Raw genomic sequence first — 19,795 nt, 5'->3', positions numbered from 1 at the left:
CCGCTACTCGGCCGAGCACCAGGCGTAGTAGCCGACGGCGATCGCGCCGGCCGCCATCGGGACGGCGGTCAGCAGGCCGGCCACCCCGTTGCCGGGGATCACGAAGGTGAGCACGATCGTCAGCGCGGCGATGGGCACCCACTTCGGCACGGCACGCGAGCGGAACAACCCAACGCACTGCAACACCGTGCCCAGCAACACCAGCACAGCACCGGGAATCATCAACGCGAACAGGTGCGCGTCGTCGTTGGCCGCCGCGATCACCGCTTCGCCCACCGCCTTGTCGACGCCAGGGTCGGTCGGGTAGAAGTACGCCGCCGCCCAGCCCGCGACGCCGGCCGCCTGCAACCCGCCACCCGTCCACATGAGCGCGGCACCCCAAGTCGCCCAAGCGCTCCCGCGGCGCCGCACGATCAGCATCGTCGCCAACGCCTGCAACGGCACGTTGAGGACCTGCATGGCCGCCAGCCCGGTGAGCAGCGTCCACCACAGCTCGCGGTTCGCCGCGATGTCGGCGTACGAGTAGGTCTCGCCGCCGCCGGCCGGTTCGGGCCAGAGCAGCCCGCCCGCGGTGGCGGCGACGGACGTGACGGCCAGGACGACCGCGAGGACGGCGACGCGCCCACGCGTGGAGGTCGCGGCGGTGTCGGGCGCCGCGGTGATGTCGACGGACATGGTTCCTGCCCTTCTGCTGGGGGTGTTCGGGGATCCGGGGAACGTTTTGTGGCTGGCGGGGAGTGGCGAACGAGGCCGGACGACATCGGTCCGCGCTCTCCAGCAGTTCCGCGGAGGCGTTCGCGGCCCCGCAGGCCCGGTGAAGCAAGCCCGGACCGCCTCGATCCACGCCCCACCAGTCCCACGGAGGCTTTCGCCGCCCCCAGAAAACCCTCGAACCCACCCCGCCCACATCGGTACCGCCCCGGAACCCCACCTCCGTGCTGACACGGAGGCCAAGGCGTCACAGCGGCCTTACCCTGGGGCGATGACATGGCCGCGGGCATTCGCGCTGGGCCTGCTGAGCCTCGCCGCCGCGATGACGGCAGGCGGCAGCTGGCTCCTGTTCCGCATGTCCCCGAGTGACCTGACCGCGGCGTTCGCCGGCTTGGCGGCACTCGGCCTGGCCATGGCGGCACTCGGCGTCACCATCGCGTTCCGGGTGCGCGCCAACCCCGTCGGTCCGCTGCTCGCCTGGGTCGGCGCGATCCTCGTCTTCCTGACGACGCGTGACGTCTACTACCGCAGCTGGCTCGACGACCCCGCCTCCGTTCCGCTGGACCCGCGCGTGGTCGCCTTCTTCAACGAGAGCGGCTGGTGGTTGCTCGCCGCCGTGGCGTTGCTGCTGCTGTACTTCCCGGACGGCGCGCTGCCTGGTCGCAGGTGGACGGTCGTGCCGCCGTTGGTCGTCGGGCTCGCCCTCGCCCAGCAGGGTTTCGGCATGGTGCCGCGGGAACCGTTCACCTCACCGATGGAGGGCCTCGCCCATCCCTGGGGCCCGCCGTCCGATGTGGTCCACGTCCTCAGCTTCGTGGTCACCATCGCGCTGGTGCTGGCCTTCCTGGCGTCCGGCGTCTCGCTGGTGCTGCGGTTCCGCCGGTCCTCCGCGCTCGTCCGGGCACAGCTGAAGTGGCTGGCGTTCGCGGGGCTGGCGACGACGGCCTATCCGGTCGTGTGCCTCGCGGAGATCGTGGTCACCGGCCGAAGTGGGGTCGTGGCAACGGTTTTCGGCGTGGTGACGATCGTGGCGCTGTTCTGCTCGGTGGGTGTCGCCATGCTGCGCCACGACCTGTACGACGTGGACCGCGTGCTGGCCGACGCCATCAGTTACACGATCGTGCTGCTGGTCCTCATCGGGGCGTATGCCTTGTCAGCGCTCGCGATCGGGCTCGTGGTGGGCCGTGACTCCCCTGCGGCGGCGGCCGGTGCCACGGCGGTGTGTGCCGTGCTGCTCGCCCCGGTGCGGCAACGTCTGCAACGAACCATCGACCGGCGGCTCTTCCCGCGGACGAAGGCGGCGCTGCAGGCGATCGACGATCTGCAACATCGGGTGCACACCCAGGCCGCGCAGCCGGAGGAGCTCGAGGAGGCCCTGCGCACGGCGTTGCGCGACCCGACGCTCCGGGTGGGTCTGCTGCTTCCCTCGTCGACCGGCTTCGTCGACGCGAACGGTGCGCCGGTGGCCGACACGGGGCTCGTCCCGATCACCCTTGGTGGCACGCAGATCGGCGTTCTCGCCTCGTCCACCACCACTCCGGCCGTGTTGCGGGTCGTCGCTTCCGCCGCCGCCAGCCTCGTCGAGGTCTCGCGGCTGCGCGGGGAGCTCGCGACGGCGTTGCGCGAGGTCGAGGCCAGTCGCGCGCGGCTCGTTCAGGCGGGCGACGCCGAGCGGCGGCGGCTTGAGCGCGATCTGCACGACGGCGCCCAGCAGCGGTTGGTGTCGCTGGGCATGGCGATGCGGCTGGCCCAGCGGCAGTTGCCGACCGGGTCGGTCGACGTGCACGTGCTGCTCGACCAGGGCGTCGCCGAGCTGGCCACCGCGATCGCCGAGCTCAGGCAGATCGCGCACGGCCTGCGTCCCACCAGCCTCGACGACGGGCTGCACTCCGCTCTCGCCGCGCTCACGAACAAGCTGCCGGTGCCGGTGGCGTTGGAGATCATGTCCGAACCGCTGGCCGACGACATCGCGACCACCGCCTACTTCGTCGCCGCCGAGGCGATCACCAACGCCGCCAAGCACGCGCGCGCCAGCACGATCACGGTCCGCGTGACCCAGCAGGCGGACGAGGTGAACGTGTGGGTGAAGGACGACGGCTGCGGTGGTGCCGACCCGAGTGGTGGCTCCGGGCTGGCCGGGCTGGCGGACCGCGTCGCCGCACTGGGAGGTTCGTTGCGCCTGAACAGCAGGCCGGGTGGCGGCACGACGATCCAGGCGGTGCTGCCGTGCGCATCGTGATCGGTGAGGACTCGGCGTTGTTCCGGGAAGGCCTCGCGAGCCTGCTGTCCCACGCGGGGCACGACATCGTGGGCCGCGCAGCCGACGCGGACACCCTCGTGACCGTGGTGGCGGAGACCGAACCCGACCTGGCCATCGTCGACGTGCGGATGCCGCCCAGCCTGAGCGACGACGGTGCCAGAGCGGCCCGCCAGATCAGAACCGCCCAGCCCGAGGTCGCGATTCTGCTGCTCTCCCAGCACGTCGAGACCCGGCACTCCGTCGACCTGGTCAGCCAGGGCGGGTTCGGCTACCTGCTCAAGGACCGCGTGCTCGACGTCGACGACTTCCTCGAGTCGATCGCGCGCGTCGCGTCCGGCGGGTCGGCTCTCGATCCGGAGGTGGTGGGCAGGCTGCTGGGCCGGCGCACCACCGCGGCGCTCACCCCGAGAGAACGCGAGGTGCTCGGTCTCATGGCCGAGGGCTGCACGAACGTGGCGATCGCGCGGAGGCTGTGGCTCAACGAGCGCACCGTCGAGACCCACGTCGGCAGCATCATGGCCAAGCTCGGGCTGGCCGCCAACGTGGAGGAACATCGACGGGTGCTGGCCGTGCTGACCTACCTGGCCGAGTACAGCTGATCAGGTCAGCAGCTCCGCGATGTGCACCACCTGCTGCGGCGTCCACGACTGGTGCCCGCCGCCGTACAAGATCACGCGAACGTCCTCGTCCACCGTCACCTCGGCCACTTGACCGACCGGCCCGATCGAGCCGTACAGCCGGACGAGGTCACCTGGCGACAGTTCGTCCGCGTACACCGTCTCCACGTTGACGGCTGCGGACGCCGGCCTCACCCGCGTGATGAGCAACCACCACGAGACACCGCACACCGCGGGAGTCGTGAGCACCAGGACACCCGCGACGACGGGAAACCTGCTCACCAGCACGGCCGCGCCGACCGCCGACCACAGCAGACCCACCAGGGCGGCGATGTGCGGCGAGCTCACCGGATGGTCGCCGACCTGGAGCCAGCCCGTCGTGCGCACCCAGCCGTGCGGCGTCAGGCCACGCGGCGGCTTGCCGTTCGCGAGAGCGGGGGCGGTGTCGGCGTCGGCCGGTTTGGTGAAGAGATCAGTCGGCACGTCGCCACCTCAGCTGGTTCTTGCCGTTGCGCTCGCAGACTATTTCGTTGCCGAGCGGGGACCTCCTGCGCGCGCCCTCGATGAGGCACGGCTTGCCCAGCCTGGCCCTCATCCACTCGTCGTCGGACGGCGGGGACGAGGTGGTGGTCGTCTTCTCGGGAGGGTCGGACGGTTCCTCGGGGTGGGACGACGTCACGGGCGGGGCCGTCGTGGTCGTCGTGGTCGGGACCGGCGTGGAGGAGGTCGACGAGGGCGCGCTCGACGACGTCGCCGTCACCGCGCCGGGGGCACAGGCGGCCGCCCACACACCGCGCCGTTCCACCCGAGCGGCGGCCTCGACCGACACCAGCTCGCCGCGGGTCGACATGTCCGCCATCGCCGAGCCGTCGTGCACGACCGTCCGCGCGTAGTCCGCCCCGTCCGGCAGTCGCACGTCGACCGGAACCTGAGTGCTCCCCGGCACGCCGTCCTTCTTGACGGTGAGCCACACGGTCTTGCCGCGCAACAGGTTCTCGGCGCTGGTGCGGGATTCGTCCAGCCAGCAGCCCGCGATCCGGCGGATCCCGGCGACCTGGGCCTGGAACAACAGCCCGGTGGCAGGTTCCACACCCTCGAACGAGTCCACGCCGGACACCGCGCGAACGGTCACCTCGAAGTCGTCGCCCCTGCGCACGGATTCGATCCCGGAGTTTTCGTGCTCCCCGGGAAGTTCATCACCGACGAGACCTGCCGCACCGGTGGTGACGAGCACGCTGAGCACACCAACGCACATGATCGCGAGTCTCGCCGGCTGGCCGGTGCGCCACCACAGGCGGCGGACCAGCCCCGGACGTGGCTGGGGAACGTCGGACTCGGACGTGGAAGACAATGGCGGTCCCGACTCGGTGTGGTTCAAACAATCCCTGACACAAATTGGCTGGCGATCGTTGTCGTCGACGCAGTGTCATCACCACAATCGGCACCGTCAAGACGTGAAAATGGTTCAATCGAATATCTGTCGATTCTTCACAGAACACTCAAAGTAGTTCCGCCAGCAACAAGGCGGCACGTGAGGCACCGTCGGTTTCTACCGGCCGGTAACCAACGTCACGCCCGATTTCCCCGGCCATCGCGCCGGCGAGTGCTTCCCGGTCGACGACCTCGTCGTAGGCCATGCACCGACCCGCTCCATAACGGGCGAGCCGGTGCCGGACGTGGAAGTTCTGCTCGAAGTGGTGGCGCAGCGGCACGAAGATGAACGGGCGCCGGTTCGCGGTGAGCTCCATGCACGTCGTCAGCCCGCCCTGGACCACCGCCAGATCGCAGGCGGCGAGATGCCGGTGCAGATCCGGCAGGTAGCCGCGCATTTCCACGCCGTTGTGCCGGGGCAGAGCAGCCGGATCGATCCGCGGTCCGGTGACGACGAGGAATCTCAAGCCCGGCACCAGTTCCTGTGCGGCAGGCACCGCGTCGAGCACCCGGCGCAGCAGCGACTCCCCCACGCCGGAGCCACCGACCGTGACCACGCACAGCTTCTCGTCCGGCCGCACGCCGATCCTCCTGCGCACCGCCGCGCGCTCGTGCTCGTCCGGAGGGTCGAAGCCGGTCACGTAGCCGGAGAAGTCGAAGTTCTGCTCGGTCCACTCGCGAATCGCGGGCAGCCCCTCGCCGAACGGCAGCGAGACCACGTCGTCGGGGTTGCCGACGAAGATCGACCGGTCGCGCACGCGGCGCAGCCGTGCCCGTTGCTCGATCATCTCGAGGTTGTAGTCGGCGGTCAGGCGTTGCTCGCGCGCGCCGCCGTCGGGCATCGGGAGCCAGCCGACGAAGTCGGTCAGCCAGGCGAACGCGCTGCGCTTGAGCTGCGGGTTCTCGTGCAGGAAGTGGTCGGCCTCCCACGCCTCGTCCCCGATGACGAGGTCGTACCGCTCGGTGCCGAGAAGGTCCTCGAACACCATGAAGTTGTTCACCAGCACCGCGTCCAGCCGCCGGAACGTCTCGAACACGTGCAGGTCGTGCTCTCCCGCGTCGTCCTCCACGTGGGTCGACTCGGTGGCGAGCCAGTCAGACGCCGGGTGGATCCTCTCCCCCGCCGGGCCGAGCACCTCGGTGACGGGGTGCTGCGCGAGCCAGTCGATCTGCAGGTCCGGACGCAGTTTGCGCAGCTCGGAGGCGATGGCCAGATCGCGCCGGGCGTGCCCGAGCCCGATCGGTGAGCTCAGGTACAACGCGCGCGGTGGCCTGCTGAGCGCCCTGGACGACCGGGTGCGCTTGACGACCGGGTGCACCCGGTCGACGAAGTCCCTGATCAGCAGGTTGATCCGCACCGGATCGCGGGCGTGCACGCCGTGCCCGGAGCCGTCCAGCAGCACCAGCGACCCGCCGGTCAGCTCGGCGAGGCGTTCCCCGATCGCGTGCGGGCGGATCTGGTCGTCGGTGCCGTGGACGACCAGCACGGGGCAGCGCACCTGGCGGCAGCTGTCCTCGATGGACCCGGAGGCGAGCCGGCCGGCCGTGGTGTCCACCAGCGTGGCGGGCTCGACCTGGTGCGCCCACCGCACGGCGTCCTCGATCTGCTTGGTGGAGTGCGGTTCCGGGAACATCCTGGCGAAGAACCACTCGACGAAGTCGTCGTACCCGCCGTCCAGCCAGTGGTGACGGTTGTACTTCACCCCGCCCTCGGTCGACTCCCAGGCCTGCCGCTCCTGGGCCTGGGCGCCGATGAGCGATCCGCTGGCCGGGGCGATGGCGACGATGCCGGTGACCCGGTCCGGGTGCTGCGCGGCGGCGAGCACCGACCACGCGTCCCCGCGCGACAACGCCACCAGCACCGCGCGTTCGGTCGCCGTGGCGTCCAGGACCGCGATCGCGTCGGCGGCGTACTCGGTGTCCAGGTAGGAGGCCGCGCCGGGTGGACGGTCCGACTCGCCGCTGCCCCTGCCGTCGAACGTGACCACCCGGAAGTGCCGTGCGAGATACGGCACCTGCGCCTTCCAGAACAACGACGGCACGATCGACCAGGTCGGCATGAGCAGAACCGTTGGCCTGCCGGGATTGTCGTAGACCCGGAACGCGAGCCGCACCCCGGCGCGCTCGGCGAACCCGGTCTGGTCCGCCTCGCGGACCGGGCGCGGCTCGGCTGTCACGGCCGGACTTCGAGGACCTGGTTGAACGGCGTCTGGGCCACTCCGGCGAACCGGGTGAACCCGCCGGCGACCGCCACGTCGCGGATGCGCGCGGGGCCTGCCTGGGTGCCCAGCGCGAGGCCGACGTCCTGGGACAACGATGCCGGCGTGCACAGCAGGGTGGAGAAGCCGTAGTAGGTGCGGCCGACCGGGTTGAGGTTGTCCTCGACGTGATCGCCGGCCATCGGTTCGACGATCATCCACGTGCCGTCGGACGCCACCGCGTCGCGCACGTGGCTCGCGGCCCCGACCGGGTCGCCCATGTCGTGCAGGCAGTCGAACATGGTCACGAGGTCGTAGCCCGTGCCGCTGAAGTCCTTCGCGGACGCCACTTCGAACGTCACGCGGTCACCGACACCGGCGGCGTCCGCCCGTTCGCGCGCGATCCGGATCGACTCGGGGTGGTAGTCGGAACCGGTGAAGGTCGAGTTCGGAAACGCCCGAGCCATCAGGATTGTCGATGCGCCGTGCCCGCAGCCGACGTCCGCGACCCTGGCGCCGGCGCGCAGCTTGGCGGTGACGCCGTCCAGCGCGGGCAGCCAGCCGTCGATCAGGTTCGCCTCGTAGTTCGGCCGGAAGAACCGCTCACAGCCGATGTGCACGTCGGTGTTGTGCTCGTGCCAGCCGACACCGGACCCGCTGCGGGCCGCGTCCAGCACACGTCCGGCGTCGTGCACGGTGCCCAGCGCGATCTGGAACATGCCCGGCAGGAACGCGGGGCTGTCTTCCACGGTCAGCGCCACCGCGTGCTCGATCGGCAGCGTGTACCGCGCGGTGGCGGGGTCGTAGGTCACGTAACCGCCGGCGGCCTGGGCGTTGAGCCATTCCCGCACGTACGGCTCCGCGGTGCCGCTGCGGTCCGCGAGTTCGGCCGGGCTGATCGGGTCGCCGGACGCCATGGCGCGGTAGTAGCCGAGCTTGTCGCCCATGACGACGAGCGCGGCGTTCAGCGTGGCGCCCACCTCGTCGACGGCCCGGAACACGAACGCCATGAGCTTGTCGGTGTCGACCTCGGGTCTGGTAGTGGTCATTCGACCTTCCCTCCTGTGAGGGTCGGAACCTATGAGCGCCAACAGGACTGTCGCATCAGGTGCCCCACCTAGTGGCGAACCCGACCTAGACTCCCCCGTGTGCTGATGGGGCGCGAGTCCGAACGCCGACAGATCGAGCGGCTCGTCGCGAGTGCGCGGATCGGGCACGGTGGCGTCCTGGCCATCACCGGCGAGCCGGGAGTCGGCAAGACCGCGTTGCTGCACCACGCCGCCTCGTGCGCGACGGGGATGAACGTCCTGTGGGTGGCCGGGAGCGAACCCGAGCGCGAGATCCCGTTCGGCGCGCTGCACCAGGTGTTGCGTCCCGCACTGGACCGCATCGAAGAGATCCCTGCACCTCAGGCGCAGGCGCTGTCCGTGGCCCTCGCGCTGAGACCGGGAGCGGCGGGTGACCGTTTCGCCGTCGGTGCCGCCACGTTGAGCCTGCTCTGCCGGTTCGCCGAGGAACGGCCGGTCGCCGTCCTGCTCGACGACCTGCACCTGTTCGACCGGCCGTCCGCGGACGCGCTGGCGTTCGCCGCCCGCAGACTCGTGGCCGACCCGATCGTGCTGCTGGCGACCTCGCGCACCGCGGCGTCCGACCTGCCCGCGCTGCCCCTGTCCGGCATCGATCTGGCAGCCGCGGGCGAACTGGTCTCCAGCCGTTCCGACGGCACGGTGTCCCCCGAGCTGATCGCGCGGCTGCACGTGGCGACCGCCGGAAACCCGCTCGCGCTGATCGAGCTGGCGACCAGCGCGCACCGACTCGAACACACCTCCCCCGAGGCGCCCCTCCCGGTGTCCGCCGCGCTGGCCGACGGCTTCGCCTCGCAGGCGCGGTCGCTCAGCGCGTCCGGGCAAGCGGCCCTGACCGTCGCCTCGGTGGCGGGCAACGACCTGCGTGTGGTCGCCGGGGCGTGCTCAGTGCTCGGCGTCGCCGTCGACGCGCTGGGCGAAGCCGAAACCGCCGGCCTGGTCCAGATCTCCGACGGCCGTGTGGAGTTCCGCCATCCCTTGATCCGCGCGGCCGTCTACGGCGACGCCGCCCCCGAACACCGCCGCGCGATCCACCGAGCCGTGGCCGAGGCGTTCGGCCCGCACGACCCCGACCGGCACGCCTGGCACCTCGCCGAGGCGACCCTGGGCCCCGACGCCCGCACCGCCGATCTCCTCGTTTCCGCCGCACAACGAGCCCACGAACGAAGCGCCCACGAGGTAGCCGCAGCCGCCTACGAACGCGCCTCCCGCCTGACCCCGGACGTCGCACGCCACGCCGCGCTCTGCGTGGCAGCAGCCGAATCCGCCTGGCTGGCCGGCACCACAGCGCACGCCGTAGCTCTGCTCGACCAGGCAGGCGACCTGACCGACCCCGCGATCCGGCTGCGCTCGCTGGAACTGCGCGGCGCCATCGCGGCCCGCACCGGTTCCCTGACCGAGGCCCGCGACCTGTGCCGGGCCGCGGCGGGACGGGCCGCCAGTCCCGACGAAGGCGTCGTGCTCCTGGCCGACGCGGTGAACGCCTGCTTCTACCTGGGCGACACCACGTCCGCCGTAGAACTGGCCCACTCCCTGGAAAACCTGCTCGACCAGGTCACGTCCCCACGAGCAGTAGGCCTCGGCCAGATGGCAGCAGGCGTCGCACGCGTACTGGCCAACCGCGGCGGCGCCGCCCAGATCCGCACCGCCACCAACCTCCTGGCGACCTCCGACCTGCTGCACGACGACCCGCGCAGGGCGTGGTGGCTGATGATCGGCCCGCTGTTCCTGCGCGACGCCGACTCCGGCGCGGAGCTGCGCCGCATCGTCTCCCAGGCCCGCGCCGAAGCCGCCGTGGGAACCCTGCCGTCCCTGCTCTTCCACGTGGCCCGCGACGAGGCCACCACGAACCAGTGGGTCCGCGCCGAGGCGACCTACGACGAAGCCACCCGCCTGGCCAGGGAAACCGGCCACGACACCGACCTGGCGATGTGCCTGGCAGGCCTGGCCTGGCTGCAAGCCCGCCTCGGCGACGCGGCGCGCTGCCGCGCCCTGGTGGCGGAAGCCCTGCCGATCTGCCGCGCCCGCGACATCCACATCGGCCGCGTCTGGTCGCTGTTCGCGTTGGGAGAACTGGAACTGGGCCTGGGCGACCCGCACAGAGCCCTGATCCACTTCGAGGAGCTGGCCACCCTGCTCTCCTCGCTCGGGCTGACCGATCCTGACCTGTCCCCCGCGCCCGAACTCACCGATGCCCTGGTGCGTCTGGGCCGAAGCGCGGACGCACGGCAGGTCGCGCAACGCTACGGCGCCGAAGCTGCGGCGAAGGGCCAGCCGTGGGCGATGGGCCGAGCCGAGCGAACCCTCGGCATGCTCAGCGCGAACGGCGACCTCGACACCCACTTCGAAGCAGCCCTCCAGTTCCACTCGCGCACCCTGGACAACTTCGAGACCGCGCGCACCCACCTCGCCTACGGCGCCCGCCTGCGCCGCGCCCGCCGCCGCGTGGACGCCCGGCCCCACCTGCACGCCGCACTGGAGACGTTCGAGAACCTGCGCGCCGTCCGGTGGGCGGATCTGGCCGCGATCGAGCTCGGGGCCACGGGCGAGACGATCCGACGCCGCGCGCCCAGCTCGTCGCAAGCCCTTACGCCGCAGGAACTTCAGGTATCGCTGTTGCTGGCGGAGGGCAAGACGACTCGTGAGGTGGCGGCCGCGTTGTTCTTGAGCCCCAAGACGATCGAGTACCACCTGCGGAAGGTGTACACGAAGCTCGGCATCAGATCACGCGCTGAACTCGCGACTCGGCTGCCCTGACTGGTTCGCGGTCGGGAGGGCCTCCCAGACGAACCCGTCCGGGTCGGTGAACGGTTCGGTGGCACCGCTCACCACGATCCGGTGCGATCCGGTGCCCTCAGGAGCCACTCCGGCGTCCTTGGCGAGCGCCCGCCGCCGGTACAGCGCCAGCTTCACCGAGCCCGGCGAGGCGAACTCCACGTACATGCGGCCGAAGCTCTTGGCCACGGAGAAGCCCTGGTCGAGGTAGTACCGCTTGCTCGCGGCCACGTCGGCGACGCCGAGCAGGAGCACGACGTCGTCGATCAGCCCGGTGGCCGGACCGGTGTCCTTCTTGGCCGAGGTCGCGACCTTCCAGATGGCGCCGTCCGGAGCCTGCACGACCCCGCCGTAGCCCCAGATGGACTTCGCGGCGGGCTTCAGCACCGTCGCGCCGGCCTCCACCGCGGCACCGATCAGCGAGTTGACGTCGGCGGGCTGCGCCACCGTGAGAGACAGGGTGTAGCCGCGGAAGCCGGTGGACGATTCCTGCCCTGCACGCAGCCGCAACCGGGAGTCGAGAGCGAAAGCGTTGGCGTAGAAGCGTTCCGCGGCGGCGAGGTCGGCAACTTCGAGGGTGATCGCGTCGATTGAGGTCATGCCGGAAACGCTAGGCGCGGCGTGGTGATCGGTGCTTCTCGATTCCTGACCGGTCTCCGATCACCCGCCGAGCGCGGGTGACTGGTCAGACCTCGATCGCCTCGATGGCCGCCGCGGCCAGCGGCGCCGCCGTCTCCGCGTACCGAGTCGCCAGCCCCTGGAACAACTGCTCCGCCTCGATCGCCGGCCAGTCGTCAGCCAGCAACTCGGCCGGCAGGTGCGGATCCTGCCGCACCAGATCGAGCCAGTCCGCGTGCAACAACAACTGCCGCGCCAAGTCGTCCGGCAACGAGTCCGACGGGTCGCGCCACCGCGCCAGAAAGTCCTGGTAGCGAGCAGCGATCGCACCCGTGTCGAAGGCGCGCGTGGCCAGGTCAGCGGCCTCGGTGGGTTTGGCGTGCTGAGCGGTGAAGACCGTGACGTTCTCGGTCAGGCCCAGGTCGGCGACCATCTCGGCCACGTCGCGGGCGCCGGGCGCGATCCACAGACCGTTCTGCACGGGGCCGAAGCCGGCCCATTCCAGTTGCGAGCGCAGGTCGTGGCGCTCGCCCCGGCGGCCTTCCGGCAGGGAGAAGCCCACCAGGGTCCAGGTGCCGTCCCAGTCCCTGTTCACGGCGCCGCGTTGCCAGATGCGGCGTTCGCCGTCCTGGAGGACGTCCTTCGCCCGGGGCGTCAGTCCGAAGTAGACCTTGCGGCCGTTGCGGTGCTTCTCCAGCAGGCCCCGGGAGGTCATGCGGGACAGCGTGGAGCGAACGGCCTCCTCCGAGACGTCCACCCGGCCGAAGACGTCGATCACGCTGCCCGAGTAGACCGCGATGTCGCGGCCCAGCACGTACAGACCCAAAAAGTTCAGCATCAACGACTGCGGCGTCACGCCTGTCACGATACATGTTGGGCACCATCTAGACGAGCGTCACAGATTTGCCGTACGTTGGATCGAGTCGCCCAACGGAGAGGACTCGTCGGATGGATCTGTCGGGAAAGGTCGCGGTCGTGACCGGCGCCGGACGCGGGCTGGGGCGGGCGTACGCCGAAGCCTTGGCGCGCCACGGGGCTCACGTCGTGGTCAACGACGTGGACGAGAGTGCCGAGGAGGTCGCGGCGAGCATCGCAGGCTTGGCCGTGGTCGCGCCGGTCGGGTCCACCAAGACCGCGGAACGGCTGGTCGCCGCCGCCGTCGAGGAGTTCGGACGGCTCGACGTGATGGTCACGAACGCGGGCATCCTGCGCGATCGGGTGCTCTGGAAGATGAGCGACGACGACTTCGACGCCGTGATCAACGTGCACCTGCGCGGCACGTTCACCTGCGCGCGGGCCGCGGCGGTGCGGATGCGGGAGCAGGGCGACGGCGGCCGGATCGTGCTGATCTCGTCGCCTGCCGGGCAGCGCGGCAACTTCGGGCAGACCAACTACGCCGCGGCGAAGGCGGGGATCACCGCGATGGCGCGGACCTGGGCGTTGGAGCTCGGGCGGTCGGACATCGCGGTCAACGCCGTCGTACCGGTCGCCGCCACCGAGATGACCAGGACGATTCCGGCGTTCGCGCCGTTGATCGAGGAGTCCGAACGGACCGGGGTGCCGCTGCCAGCCTGGGTGCGCAGGGACGAGGGGCTCGGCACGGTGGAGGACGTCGCGGAGCTGATCGTCTTCCTCGCCTCGGACGCGGCGAAAGGTGTTACGGGACAAGCGATCGGCGTCGGTGGCGACCGGCTCGCGCTGTGGGCGCACCCCGCCGAGAAACAGGTCCAGTTCGCGGACGGTGGCTGGCGGGCAGGGGCGATCGCCGAGCGCTGGCACGAGTTCGACGCCGAGACCTACGGCATCCCGGCCCCGGTGGCGCCGTGAACAGTCCCAGGATGAACGTGGACGACCTGGTCGCGATCGACGTCCACACGCACGCCGAGATCTCGGGCGACGGCCACAGTTCGCTCAGCCCCGCGCTGATCGAGGCGTCCGCGAAGTACTTCAAGGCGGCCCACCGCCAGCCGACGATCGCCGAGACCGCGCAGATCTACCGCGAGCGCAACATGGCCGCGGTGATCTTCACGGTCGACGCCGAGCACGCCACCGGCCATCCGCGCATCGCCAACGAGGAGATCGCCGCGTCCTGCGCCGAACACTCCGACGTGCTGATCCCGTTCGCGAGCGTCGACCCGTGGAAGGGCCGCACGGCAGTAAGAGAAGCGCGCAGGCTCGTCGAGGAACACGGCGTGCGCGGCTTCAAGTTCCACCCCAGCCTGCAGGACTTCTCGCCGGACGACCGGATGGCCTACCCGCTCTACGAGGTGATCGAGGAACTCGGCGTCCCAGCGCTGTTCCACAGTGGACAGACCGGGATCGGCGCCGGCGTGCCGGGTGGCGGCGGGATCAGGCTCAAGCACTCCAACCCCATGCTCGTGGACGACGTCGCGGTCGACTTCCCGCACCTCAGGATCGTGCTCGCGCACCCGTCGTTCCCGTGGCAGGACGAGGCGCTCGCCGTCGCCACGCACAAGCCGTTCGTGTACATCGACCTGTCCGGCTGGTCGCCGAAGTACTTCCCGCCGCAGCTCGTCCGCTACGCCAACACCGTGCTGCAGGACAAGGTCCTGTTCGGCTCGGACCACCCCGTGATCACCCCGGACCGCTGGCTCGCCGACTTCGCGAAGCTGGAAATCAAGGAAGAAGTCCGCCCCAAGATCCTCAAACACAACGCCGCCCGCCTGCTAGGACTAGGGCCTGCTTCAGGGGCCCATGTCCGCGATAGGCGGGCCTGAGGCGGCCCCTGGGGGCACGGGCGGACGAGCCACATGCAACACCGGCATGCGGCTCGTCCGCCCGCACCGCCAGGAACCACCTCAGGCGCGCCTCTCATCGAACGAGACCCCTGAAGCAGGCCCTACAAGGAGGACGCATGACCACCACCGTGCACGGGCTCGAAGAGCTCAAAGCCCTGGCAGGGAAAGACCTCGGCTACACCGACTGGCTGCAGATCGACCAGGGCCGCGTCGACACCTTCGCCGACGCGACCGACGACCACCAGTGGATCCACACCGACCCCGAACGCGCCGCCACCGGACCGTTCGGCGGCACGATCGCGCACGGCTACCTGACGCTGGCGCTGCTCATCCCGCTCATGACCGAGCTGCTCGACGTGTCGGGCGTGCGGATGAGCCTCAACTACGGCCTGGACAAGGTGCGCTTTCCCGCTCCCGTGCCGGTCGGCGCCAAGATCCGGCTGAAAGGCCAGGTCGCCGGCGTCGAAGAGGTCAAGGGCGACGGGGTGCAGCTGACCATCGACTTCGCGGTCGAGATCGAGGGTTCCGACAAGCCCGCGTGCGTCGCACGCGGCGTCTACCGCCACTACGCATGAGGTGAAGTCATGGCGACAACAACGCAGTTACGCCGTGCGGTCGCGTCGAGCTTCCTCGGCAGCGTGATCGAGTACTACGACTTCCTGCTCTACGCCACGGCTTCCGCGGTCGTGTTCAACAAGGTCTTCTTCTCCTCGCTGGACCCGCTGGTCGGCACGATCGCGAGCTTCGGCACGTTCGCCACCGGCTACCTCGCCCGCCCGCTCGGCGGTGTCCTCTTCGGACACTACGGCGATCTGCTGGGCCGCAAGAAGATGCTCGTGCTGACGATGAGCCTGATGGGTGTGGCGAGCTTCCTGATCGGCCTGCTGCCCACCTACGCCCAGGTCGGCTGGCTCGCCCCGGCGGGACTGATCCTGCTGCGGGTCGTGCAGGGCATCTCCGTCGGCGGCGAATGGGGTGGCGCGGTCCTCATGTCCGCCGAGCACGCGACCAGCAGGCGCGGGCTGTGGGCGAGCTTCACCAACGCGGGCGCGCCGTGCGGCATGGTGTTGTCGACCGTCGCGCTGACCGGCACCGCCGCGTTGGTCGGCGAGCAGGCGTTCCTCGAGTGGGGCTGGCGGGTGCCGTTCCTGCTGAGCCTGGTGCTGCTCGGCATCGGCCTGTTCGTGCGCATGAAGGTCGAAGAGACGCCGGTGTTCCAGGCCCAGCGCAAGCGCACCTCGGCTCCGCTCGTCGACGTGCTGCGCAACCACCCCCGCACGCTGTTGCTCGGCATCGGGGTCGGCCTCGCGGCGTTCGTCGCGCAGTCCACGCTCACGACGTTCGTGCTCGCGTACGGCGTCCAGGCGGGCAACAGCAGACAGGCGATCCTGAACGCCCTGACGCTGTCGTCCGCGCTCGCGGTGATCGGCATCATCGGCTGGTCGGCGGCATCGGACAGGTTCGGTCGCAGGCCGATCGTGCTCGCGGGCGCGGTGCTGATGGCTGCCTTCGGGTTCGCACTGTTCCCGTTGGTGGACAACGGTTTCATCGTCATCGCGCTCATCCTCGGCCAGGCCGTGATCCATCCGATGATGTACGGACCGCTCGCCGCGCTCTACAGCGAGCTGTTCAGCACGGGCAGCCGCTACACCGGCGCCTCGCTCGGCTACCAGCTCGCGGGCCTGGGCGCGGGTCTCGCCCCGTTGCTGTTCGCGCAGGTGCAGAGCGTGGCCGGCACCGGCGCGATCCCGTTCATCCTCGCGGCGTTCTGCGTGCTCACCGTCGTCTGCACGGTCGCACTGCGCGAGACCAGCAACACCAGCCTGACAGGAGACAGGGATGCGGAACGCGGGACTGGGCAGCTGGCCACACCGCCGCGCGCGCATGGCGCCGAAGCGTGAGGCGTTCACCTACAACGGAATCTCCACGACCTACGAGGAAGTAGCGGCACGCACGACGAAAGTCGCGCGACGGCTCGAAGAACTCGGTGTCCGCCACGGTGATCGCGTCGCGTACCTCGGCCCCAACCACCCTTCGTTCGCCGAGACGATGTTCGCGGCGCACCAGCTGGGCGCGATCTTCGTCCCGCTGAACTTCCGCCTCACCCCCGCGGAGATCAACTACCAGCTCGGTGACAGCGGCGCGCGCGTGCTGATCCACGCGCCGTCGCACCACACCGAGCACCCGCGCGCCATCTCGCTCGACTCGTACGAGGACTGGCTCGCGGACGGCTCGGAGGAACCGCTCGACGTGCCGGTCGGCATCGACGAGCCCGCCCTGATCCTCTACACCTCCGGCACCACGGGCAGGCCCAAGGGCGCGATGCTCAGCCACGCCAACCTGCTGTGGAACACGTTCAACCTGATGATCGGCGTCGACGTCGCCTCAGACGACGTCGCGCTGGTCGCCGCCCCGCTCTTCCACGTCGCCGCGCTCACCCAGACGCTGCTGCCCACCTTCATCAAGGGCGGGCACAGCGTGATCACCCCGCGCTGGGACGTCGACGAGTGCGCCGACCTGATCGAGAAACACCGCGTCACCTGGATGTTCGGCGTGTCCACGATGTACGCCGATCTAGCCGCGTCATCGCGCTGGCCCGCCACCGACCTGTCGTCGTTGCGGGTGCTGTTGTGCGGCGGGGCGGCGGTGCCGGACGCGGTCATCCGCACCTACCAGGACCGCGGACTGGTGTTCTGCCAGGGCTACGGCCTCACCGAGACCTCGCCCGGCGCGTCGTTCCTGGAGGCGGCCGACAGCGTGCGCAAGGCGGGTTCGGCGGGCACCCCGGTGTTCTTCGGCGACCTGCGGCTGGCCGACACCGGCGAGATCGAGGTGCAGGGCCCCAACGTCACCCCTGGCTACTGGAACGACCCGGTCGCCACCGCGGCCGCGTTCACCGAGGACGGCTGGTTCCGCACCGGCGACATCGGGCGGCTCGACGACGGCCATCTGTACGTCGTCGACCGGCTCAAGGACATGTTCATCTCCGGCGGTGAGAACGTGTACCCGGCCGAGGTCGAGAACGCGATCACCGACCACCCGGACGTCGCCGAGGTCGCGGTCGTAGGAGTGCCCGACGCACGGTGGGGCGAGGTCGGGCGCGCGTTCGTGCGACCCCGCGCCGGCGCCGACGTCAACGCGGCCGGACTGCGGGAGTTCCTGTTGCCGCGCCTGGCGAAGTACAAGATCCCGGTGCACGTCGAGGTGGTGGCCGAGCTGCCGCGCACGGGTTCCGGGAAGGTCCTCAAGCCCGCGCTGCGCCGGTTGCCGCTGTGACCGCGTGGCGGGCCAGGATCGTCTGGACCGCCTCGTCCACCGAGTGGGCCATGGCCTTCTCGGTGGGCGCCCAGTTCATCAGCAGCATGCGGGGCCAGAACGCGAAGTTCGAGATCATGCCGAGGAACTGGGTCGCGGCGAGGATCGGGTCGTCGACGCGCAGCGTGCCCGCCTCGGACTCCGCGGCGAGGTAGTCGCGGACAGCGTCGAAGAACGGCTGTTTGCCCAGTTTGAACTGGGTCTGGCCGAGCTCGGGGAACCGCGGCGCCTCCGCGATGACGATGCGGAACAACGCGACCATGCCGGGGCGCGTCAGCAGCGCGACGTACCGGTTGCCGAGGATCGTCAGGCCGTTGCCGGGGTCACCGGCCGGTGGGGTGAGCGCGCCGTCCTCGGTCCGCCAGTAGTCCGTGACGATCGCGTCGAACAGCTCGGCCTTCGTCGGGAACTGCTTGAACAGCGTCGCCTTCGACACCCCGGCGGCGTCGGCGATGCGCGCCAGCGAGGTCTTGTCGTAGCCGGACTCCAGGAACAACGCGGTCGCGGCGTCGACGATCGCCGTCCGCTTCTGCTCCGCCAGGCGCTGGTGGTAGGTCGACACCCTCCCAGTATGCCATGAGGTGAGTCACTTGACTCACCATCACCGATCCGCCTATCGTCCCGAGGCGAGTCACTCAACTCACCACTGGAGAGAAACGATGGGACGCTTCGACGGCCGCACGGTGTTCGTCACCGGCGCGACGAGCGGAATGGGCGCGAGCCACGTGCGCGGCTTCCACGCGGAGGGCGCGCAGGTCGTGATCGCGGCACGGGACGAGCAAGCAGGCGCGCGGTTCGCCGAAGAGCTGGGCGAGCGGGCGTTCGCCGTGCGGCTCGACGTGACGGACGAGGCCGAGTGGATCACCGCGACAGCGGCGGCCGAGGAACGGTTCGGGCCGCTGTCGGCGCTGGTCAACAACGCGGGTGCGCAGCATCGGGCAGCGCTGATCGAACAGACCTCGCGCGAGGTCTGGGACGGCGCGCTGGCAGTGAACCTGACCGGACAGTTCCTCGGGATCAAGCACGTCGCGTCTTCGATCACGCGCGCCGGCGGCGGGTCGATCACGAACATCGCCTCGACCATGGGCAACGTGGGCCAGGCGTACTACGCGCCGTACGTCGCCAGCAAGTGGGCGTTGCGCGGACTGACCAGGACCGCCGCGCTCGAGCTCGGCAGGAACCGGATCCGGGTGAACTCGATCCACCCCGGCGTGGTGTCCACGCCGCTGATCACCGAACCGGTTACCGCGGGGCAGCCCGCGATCGGCGACCTCTACTCCCCCGCGCCGTTCGCCGTGCCCAGGCTCGGCGACCCGGCCGAGGTCACCGCGCTCGTGCTCTACCTGGCCTCGGACGACGCCGCGTTCGCGACCGGGTCGGAGTTCGTGCTCGACGGCGGATTGCTGCTCGGACCGGCACTGGCCGCGTAGCCCGTCCACTCGGGCGAACGCCCCAGGAGCGCGAGGATCCGATGCAGCGGATCCGCGTCGTCGTCCACGGCCAGCGCGGGCCCGAACGCCGCGCCCGGTTCCAGCCGGTTGTCGCCGTCCGGCACCGCGAGCGCGATCCGCAGCGCCGGTCCGGCCAGGTCCGGGGCCAGGTGGTGGTCGAGCCCGAGCGAGCGGGCCACGTCCCAGCCGTGCACCACGTAGTCGATCAGGTGGAAACTGATCGCCTGGGCCGCGGGGAAACGCGACACCGGACGGAACTCGGGCAGTTCGAACTCCCGTTGCGGCACTTCGGGTTCGGCGAAAGCGGCAAGGACGTCCTCGGCGGCGGCGGTGTAGCCGGCCACCGTGGCAGGACGGACCTCCCAAGCCGCGTGTTCTCCTCCCCGGCCCCGCGCCGCGGCGGCGAAGCCGTGGTGCTGGGCGGTCATGTGGGCGAGCAGGTCAGCGAGCGTCCACTCGGCACAGGGCGTGGGCCGGCCAAGATCAGCGGCCTGGACCTGGGCCACGACGGCGACGCTGGCCAGCACTGCCGCACGGTGGTGGGCCAGCAGGTCATTAATAGGCATGCGCTTACG

The 19,795-nt window shown here is 70.4% G+C and carries 18 protein-coding genes; 9 read left to right on the top strand and 9 right to left on the bottom strand.

Annotated features, from left to right (window positions below; translation table 11 throughout):
- Positions 1 to 3: 3 nt before the first annotated feature.
- Entirely contained in the window at positions 4 to 675 is a 672-nt protein-coding gene (locus tag SK803_RS24580) for a hypothetical protein (protein ID WP_319968434.1), read from the bottom strand.
- Between the two features lie 307 nt (positions 676 to 982).
- Here SK803_RS24580 and SK803_RS24575 point away from each other — a divergent pair, with 307 nt between their 5' ends.
- Positions 983 to 2,950 carry a sensor histidine kinase gene (locus SK803_RS24575; protein WP_319968433.1) on the top strand — a complete coding sequence of 656 codons (1,968 nt, stop codon included), beginning with the start codon at positions 983 to 985 and terminating at the stop codon, positions 2,948 to 2,950.
- The gene (locus SK803_RS24570) at positions 2,938 to 3,570 is read left to right on the top strand and encodes a response regulator transcription factor (protein ID WP_319968432.1); all 633 of its coding nucleotides are present in this window, start codon (positions 2,938 to 2,940) and stop codon (positions 3,568 to 3,570) included. The genes SK803_RS24575 and SK803_RS24570 overlap by 13 nt, the downstream gene beginning before the upstream one ends.
- On the opposite strand, the gene SK803_RS24565 is transcribed toward SK803_RS24570, so the two are convergent.
- The 4 genes from SK803_RS24565 to SK803_RS24550 all read right to left on the bottom strand — a co-directional run bounded on the left by SK803_RS24565 (position 3,571) and on the right by SK803_RS24550 (position 8,266).
- Positions 3,571 to 4,071 carry a hypothetical protein gene (locus SK803_RS24565; protein WP_319968431.1) on the bottom strand — a complete coding sequence of 167 codons (501 nt, stop codon included), beginning with the start codon at positions 4,069 to 4,071 and terminating at the stop codon, positions 3,571 to 3,573.
- Positions 4,061 to 4,939, bottom strand: coding sequence for a hypothetical protein (locus SK803_RS24560; RefSeq protein ID WP_319968430.1), 879 nt, complete (start codon positions 4,937 to 4,939; stop codon positions 4,061 to 4,063). Before SK803_RS24560 ends, SK803_RS24565 begins: the two co-directional genes overlap by 11 nt.
- 148 nt (positions 4,940 to 5,087) lie before the next feature.
- Positions 5,088 to 7,196: an alpha/beta hydrolase gene (locus tag SK803_RS24555; RefSeq protein WP_319968429.1), complete on the bottom strand. Its 2,109-nt coding sequence runs from the start codon at positions 7,194 to 7,196 to the stop codon at positions 5,088 to 5,090.
- A complete protein-coding gene (locus SK803_RS24550; protein WP_319968427.1) occupies positions 7,193 to 8,266 on the bottom strand; it encodes a class I SAM-dependent methyltransferase in 1,074 nt (357 codons plus the stop codon). Before SK803_RS24550 ends, SK803_RS24555 begins: the two co-directional genes overlap by 4 nt.
- Before the next feature lie 105 nt (positions 8,267 to 8,371).
- Between SK803_RS24550 and SK803_RS24545 the strand changes: the two genes are divergently transcribed.
- On the top strand, positions 8,372 to 11,059 hold the full coding sequence (locus tag SK803_RS24545) for a helix-turn-helix transcriptional regulator (protein WP_319968483.1): 2,688 nt from the start codon (positions 8,372 to 8,374) through the stop codon (positions 11,057 to 11,059).
- Here the strand turns inward: SK803_RS24545 and SK803_RS24540 are convergent.
- Positions 11,027 to 11,677: a glyoxalase gene (locus tag SK803_RS24540; protein WP_319968426.1), complete on the bottom strand. Its 651-nt coding sequence runs from the start codon at positions 11,675 to 11,677 to the stop codon at positions 11,027 to 11,029. The two genes, SK803_RS24545 and SK803_RS24540, sit on opposite strands and share 33 nt — an antisense overlap.
- Positions 11,678 to 11,762: 85 nt before the next feature.
- On the bottom strand, positions 11,763 to 12,551 hold the full coding sequence (locus SK803_RS24535) for a PaaX family transcriptional regulator (RefSeq protein WP_319968425.1): 789 nt from the start codon (positions 12,549 to 12,551) through the stop codon (positions 11,763 to 11,765).
- Positions 12,552 to 12,643: 92 nt separating this feature from the next.
- On the opposite strand from SK803_RS24535, the gene SK803_RS24530 reads away from it, so the two are divergent.
- The 5 genes from SK803_RS24530 (at position 12,644) to SK803_RS24510 (ending at position 17,730) form a co-directional block, all read left to right on the top strand.
- Entirely contained in the window at positions 12,644 to 13,522 is an 879-nt protein-coding gene (locus SK803_RS24530) for an SDR family oxidoreductase (RefSeq protein ID WP_319968424.1), read from the top strand.
- Between the two features lie 11 nt (positions 13,523 to 13,533).
- Positions 13,534 to 14,433 carry an amidohydrolase family protein gene (locus SK803_RS24525; protein ID WP_319968423.1) on the top strand — a complete coding sequence of 300 codons (900 nt, stop codon included), beginning with the start codon at positions 13,534 to 13,536 and terminating at the stop codon, positions 14,431 to 14,433.
- A 137-nt stretch (positions 14,434 to 14,570) separates the two neighbouring features.
- The gene (locus SK803_RS24520) at positions 14,571 to 15,029 is read left to right on the top strand and encodes a MaoC family dehydratase (protein ID WP_319968422.1); all 459 of its coding nucleotides are present in this window, start codon (positions 14,571 to 14,573) and stop codon (positions 15,027 to 15,029) included.
- Between the two features lie 9 nt (positions 15,030 to 15,038).
- Entirely contained in the window at positions 15,039 to 16,355 is a 1,317-nt protein-coding gene (locus SK803_RS24515; protein WP_319968421.1) for an MFS transporter, read from the top strand.
- Positions 16,294 to 17,730 (top strand): acyl-CoA synthetase, encoded by a 1,437-nt coding sequence (locus SK803_RS24510; RefSeq protein ID WP_319968420.1) that lies wholly within the window; start codon positions 16,294 to 16,296, stop codon positions 17,728 to 17,730. The genes SK803_RS24515 and SK803_RS24510 overlap by 62 nt, the downstream gene beginning before the upstream one ends.
- Here SK803_RS24510 and SK803_RS24505 read toward each other — a convergent pair.
- Positions 17,699 to 18,331, bottom strand: coding sequence for a TetR/AcrR family transcriptional regulator (locus SK803_RS24505; protein WP_319968419.1), 633 nt, complete (start codon positions 18,329 to 18,331; stop codon positions 17,699 to 17,701). The two genes, SK803_RS24510 and SK803_RS24505, sit on opposite strands and share 32 nt — an antisense overlap.
- A gap of 97 nt (positions 18,332 to 18,428) precedes the next feature.
- On the opposite strand from SK803_RS24505, the gene SK803_RS24500 reads away from it, so the two are divergent.
- Positions 18,429 to 19,199 carry an SDR family NAD(P)-dependent oxidoreductase gene (locus SK803_RS24500; protein ID WP_319968418.1) on the top strand — a complete coding sequence of 257 codons (771 nt, stop codon included), beginning with the start codon at positions 18,429 to 18,431 and terminating at the stop codon, positions 19,197 to 19,199.
- On the opposite strand, the gene SK803_RS24495 is transcribed toward SK803_RS24500, so the two are convergent.
- Positions 19,109 to 19,786, bottom strand: coding sequence for a TIGR03086 family metal-binding protein (locus tag SK803_RS24495; RefSeq protein WP_319968417.1), 678 nt, complete (start codon positions 19,784 to 19,786; stop codon positions 19,109 to 19,111). The genes SK803_RS24500 and SK803_RS24495 overlap by 91 nt on opposite strands.
- Between the last annotated feature and the right edge of the window lie 9 nt (positions 19,787 to 19,795).

Source organism: Lentzea miocenica (assembly GCF_033949945.1).
GTDB classification, from domain to species: Bacteria; Actinomycetota; Actinomycetes; order Mycobacteriales; family Pseudonocardiaceae; genus Lentzea; species Lentzea miocenica.
The sequence above is the reverse complement of the archived record's forward strand: the minus strand, read 5'-3'. Positions and strand labels throughout refer to the sequence as shown.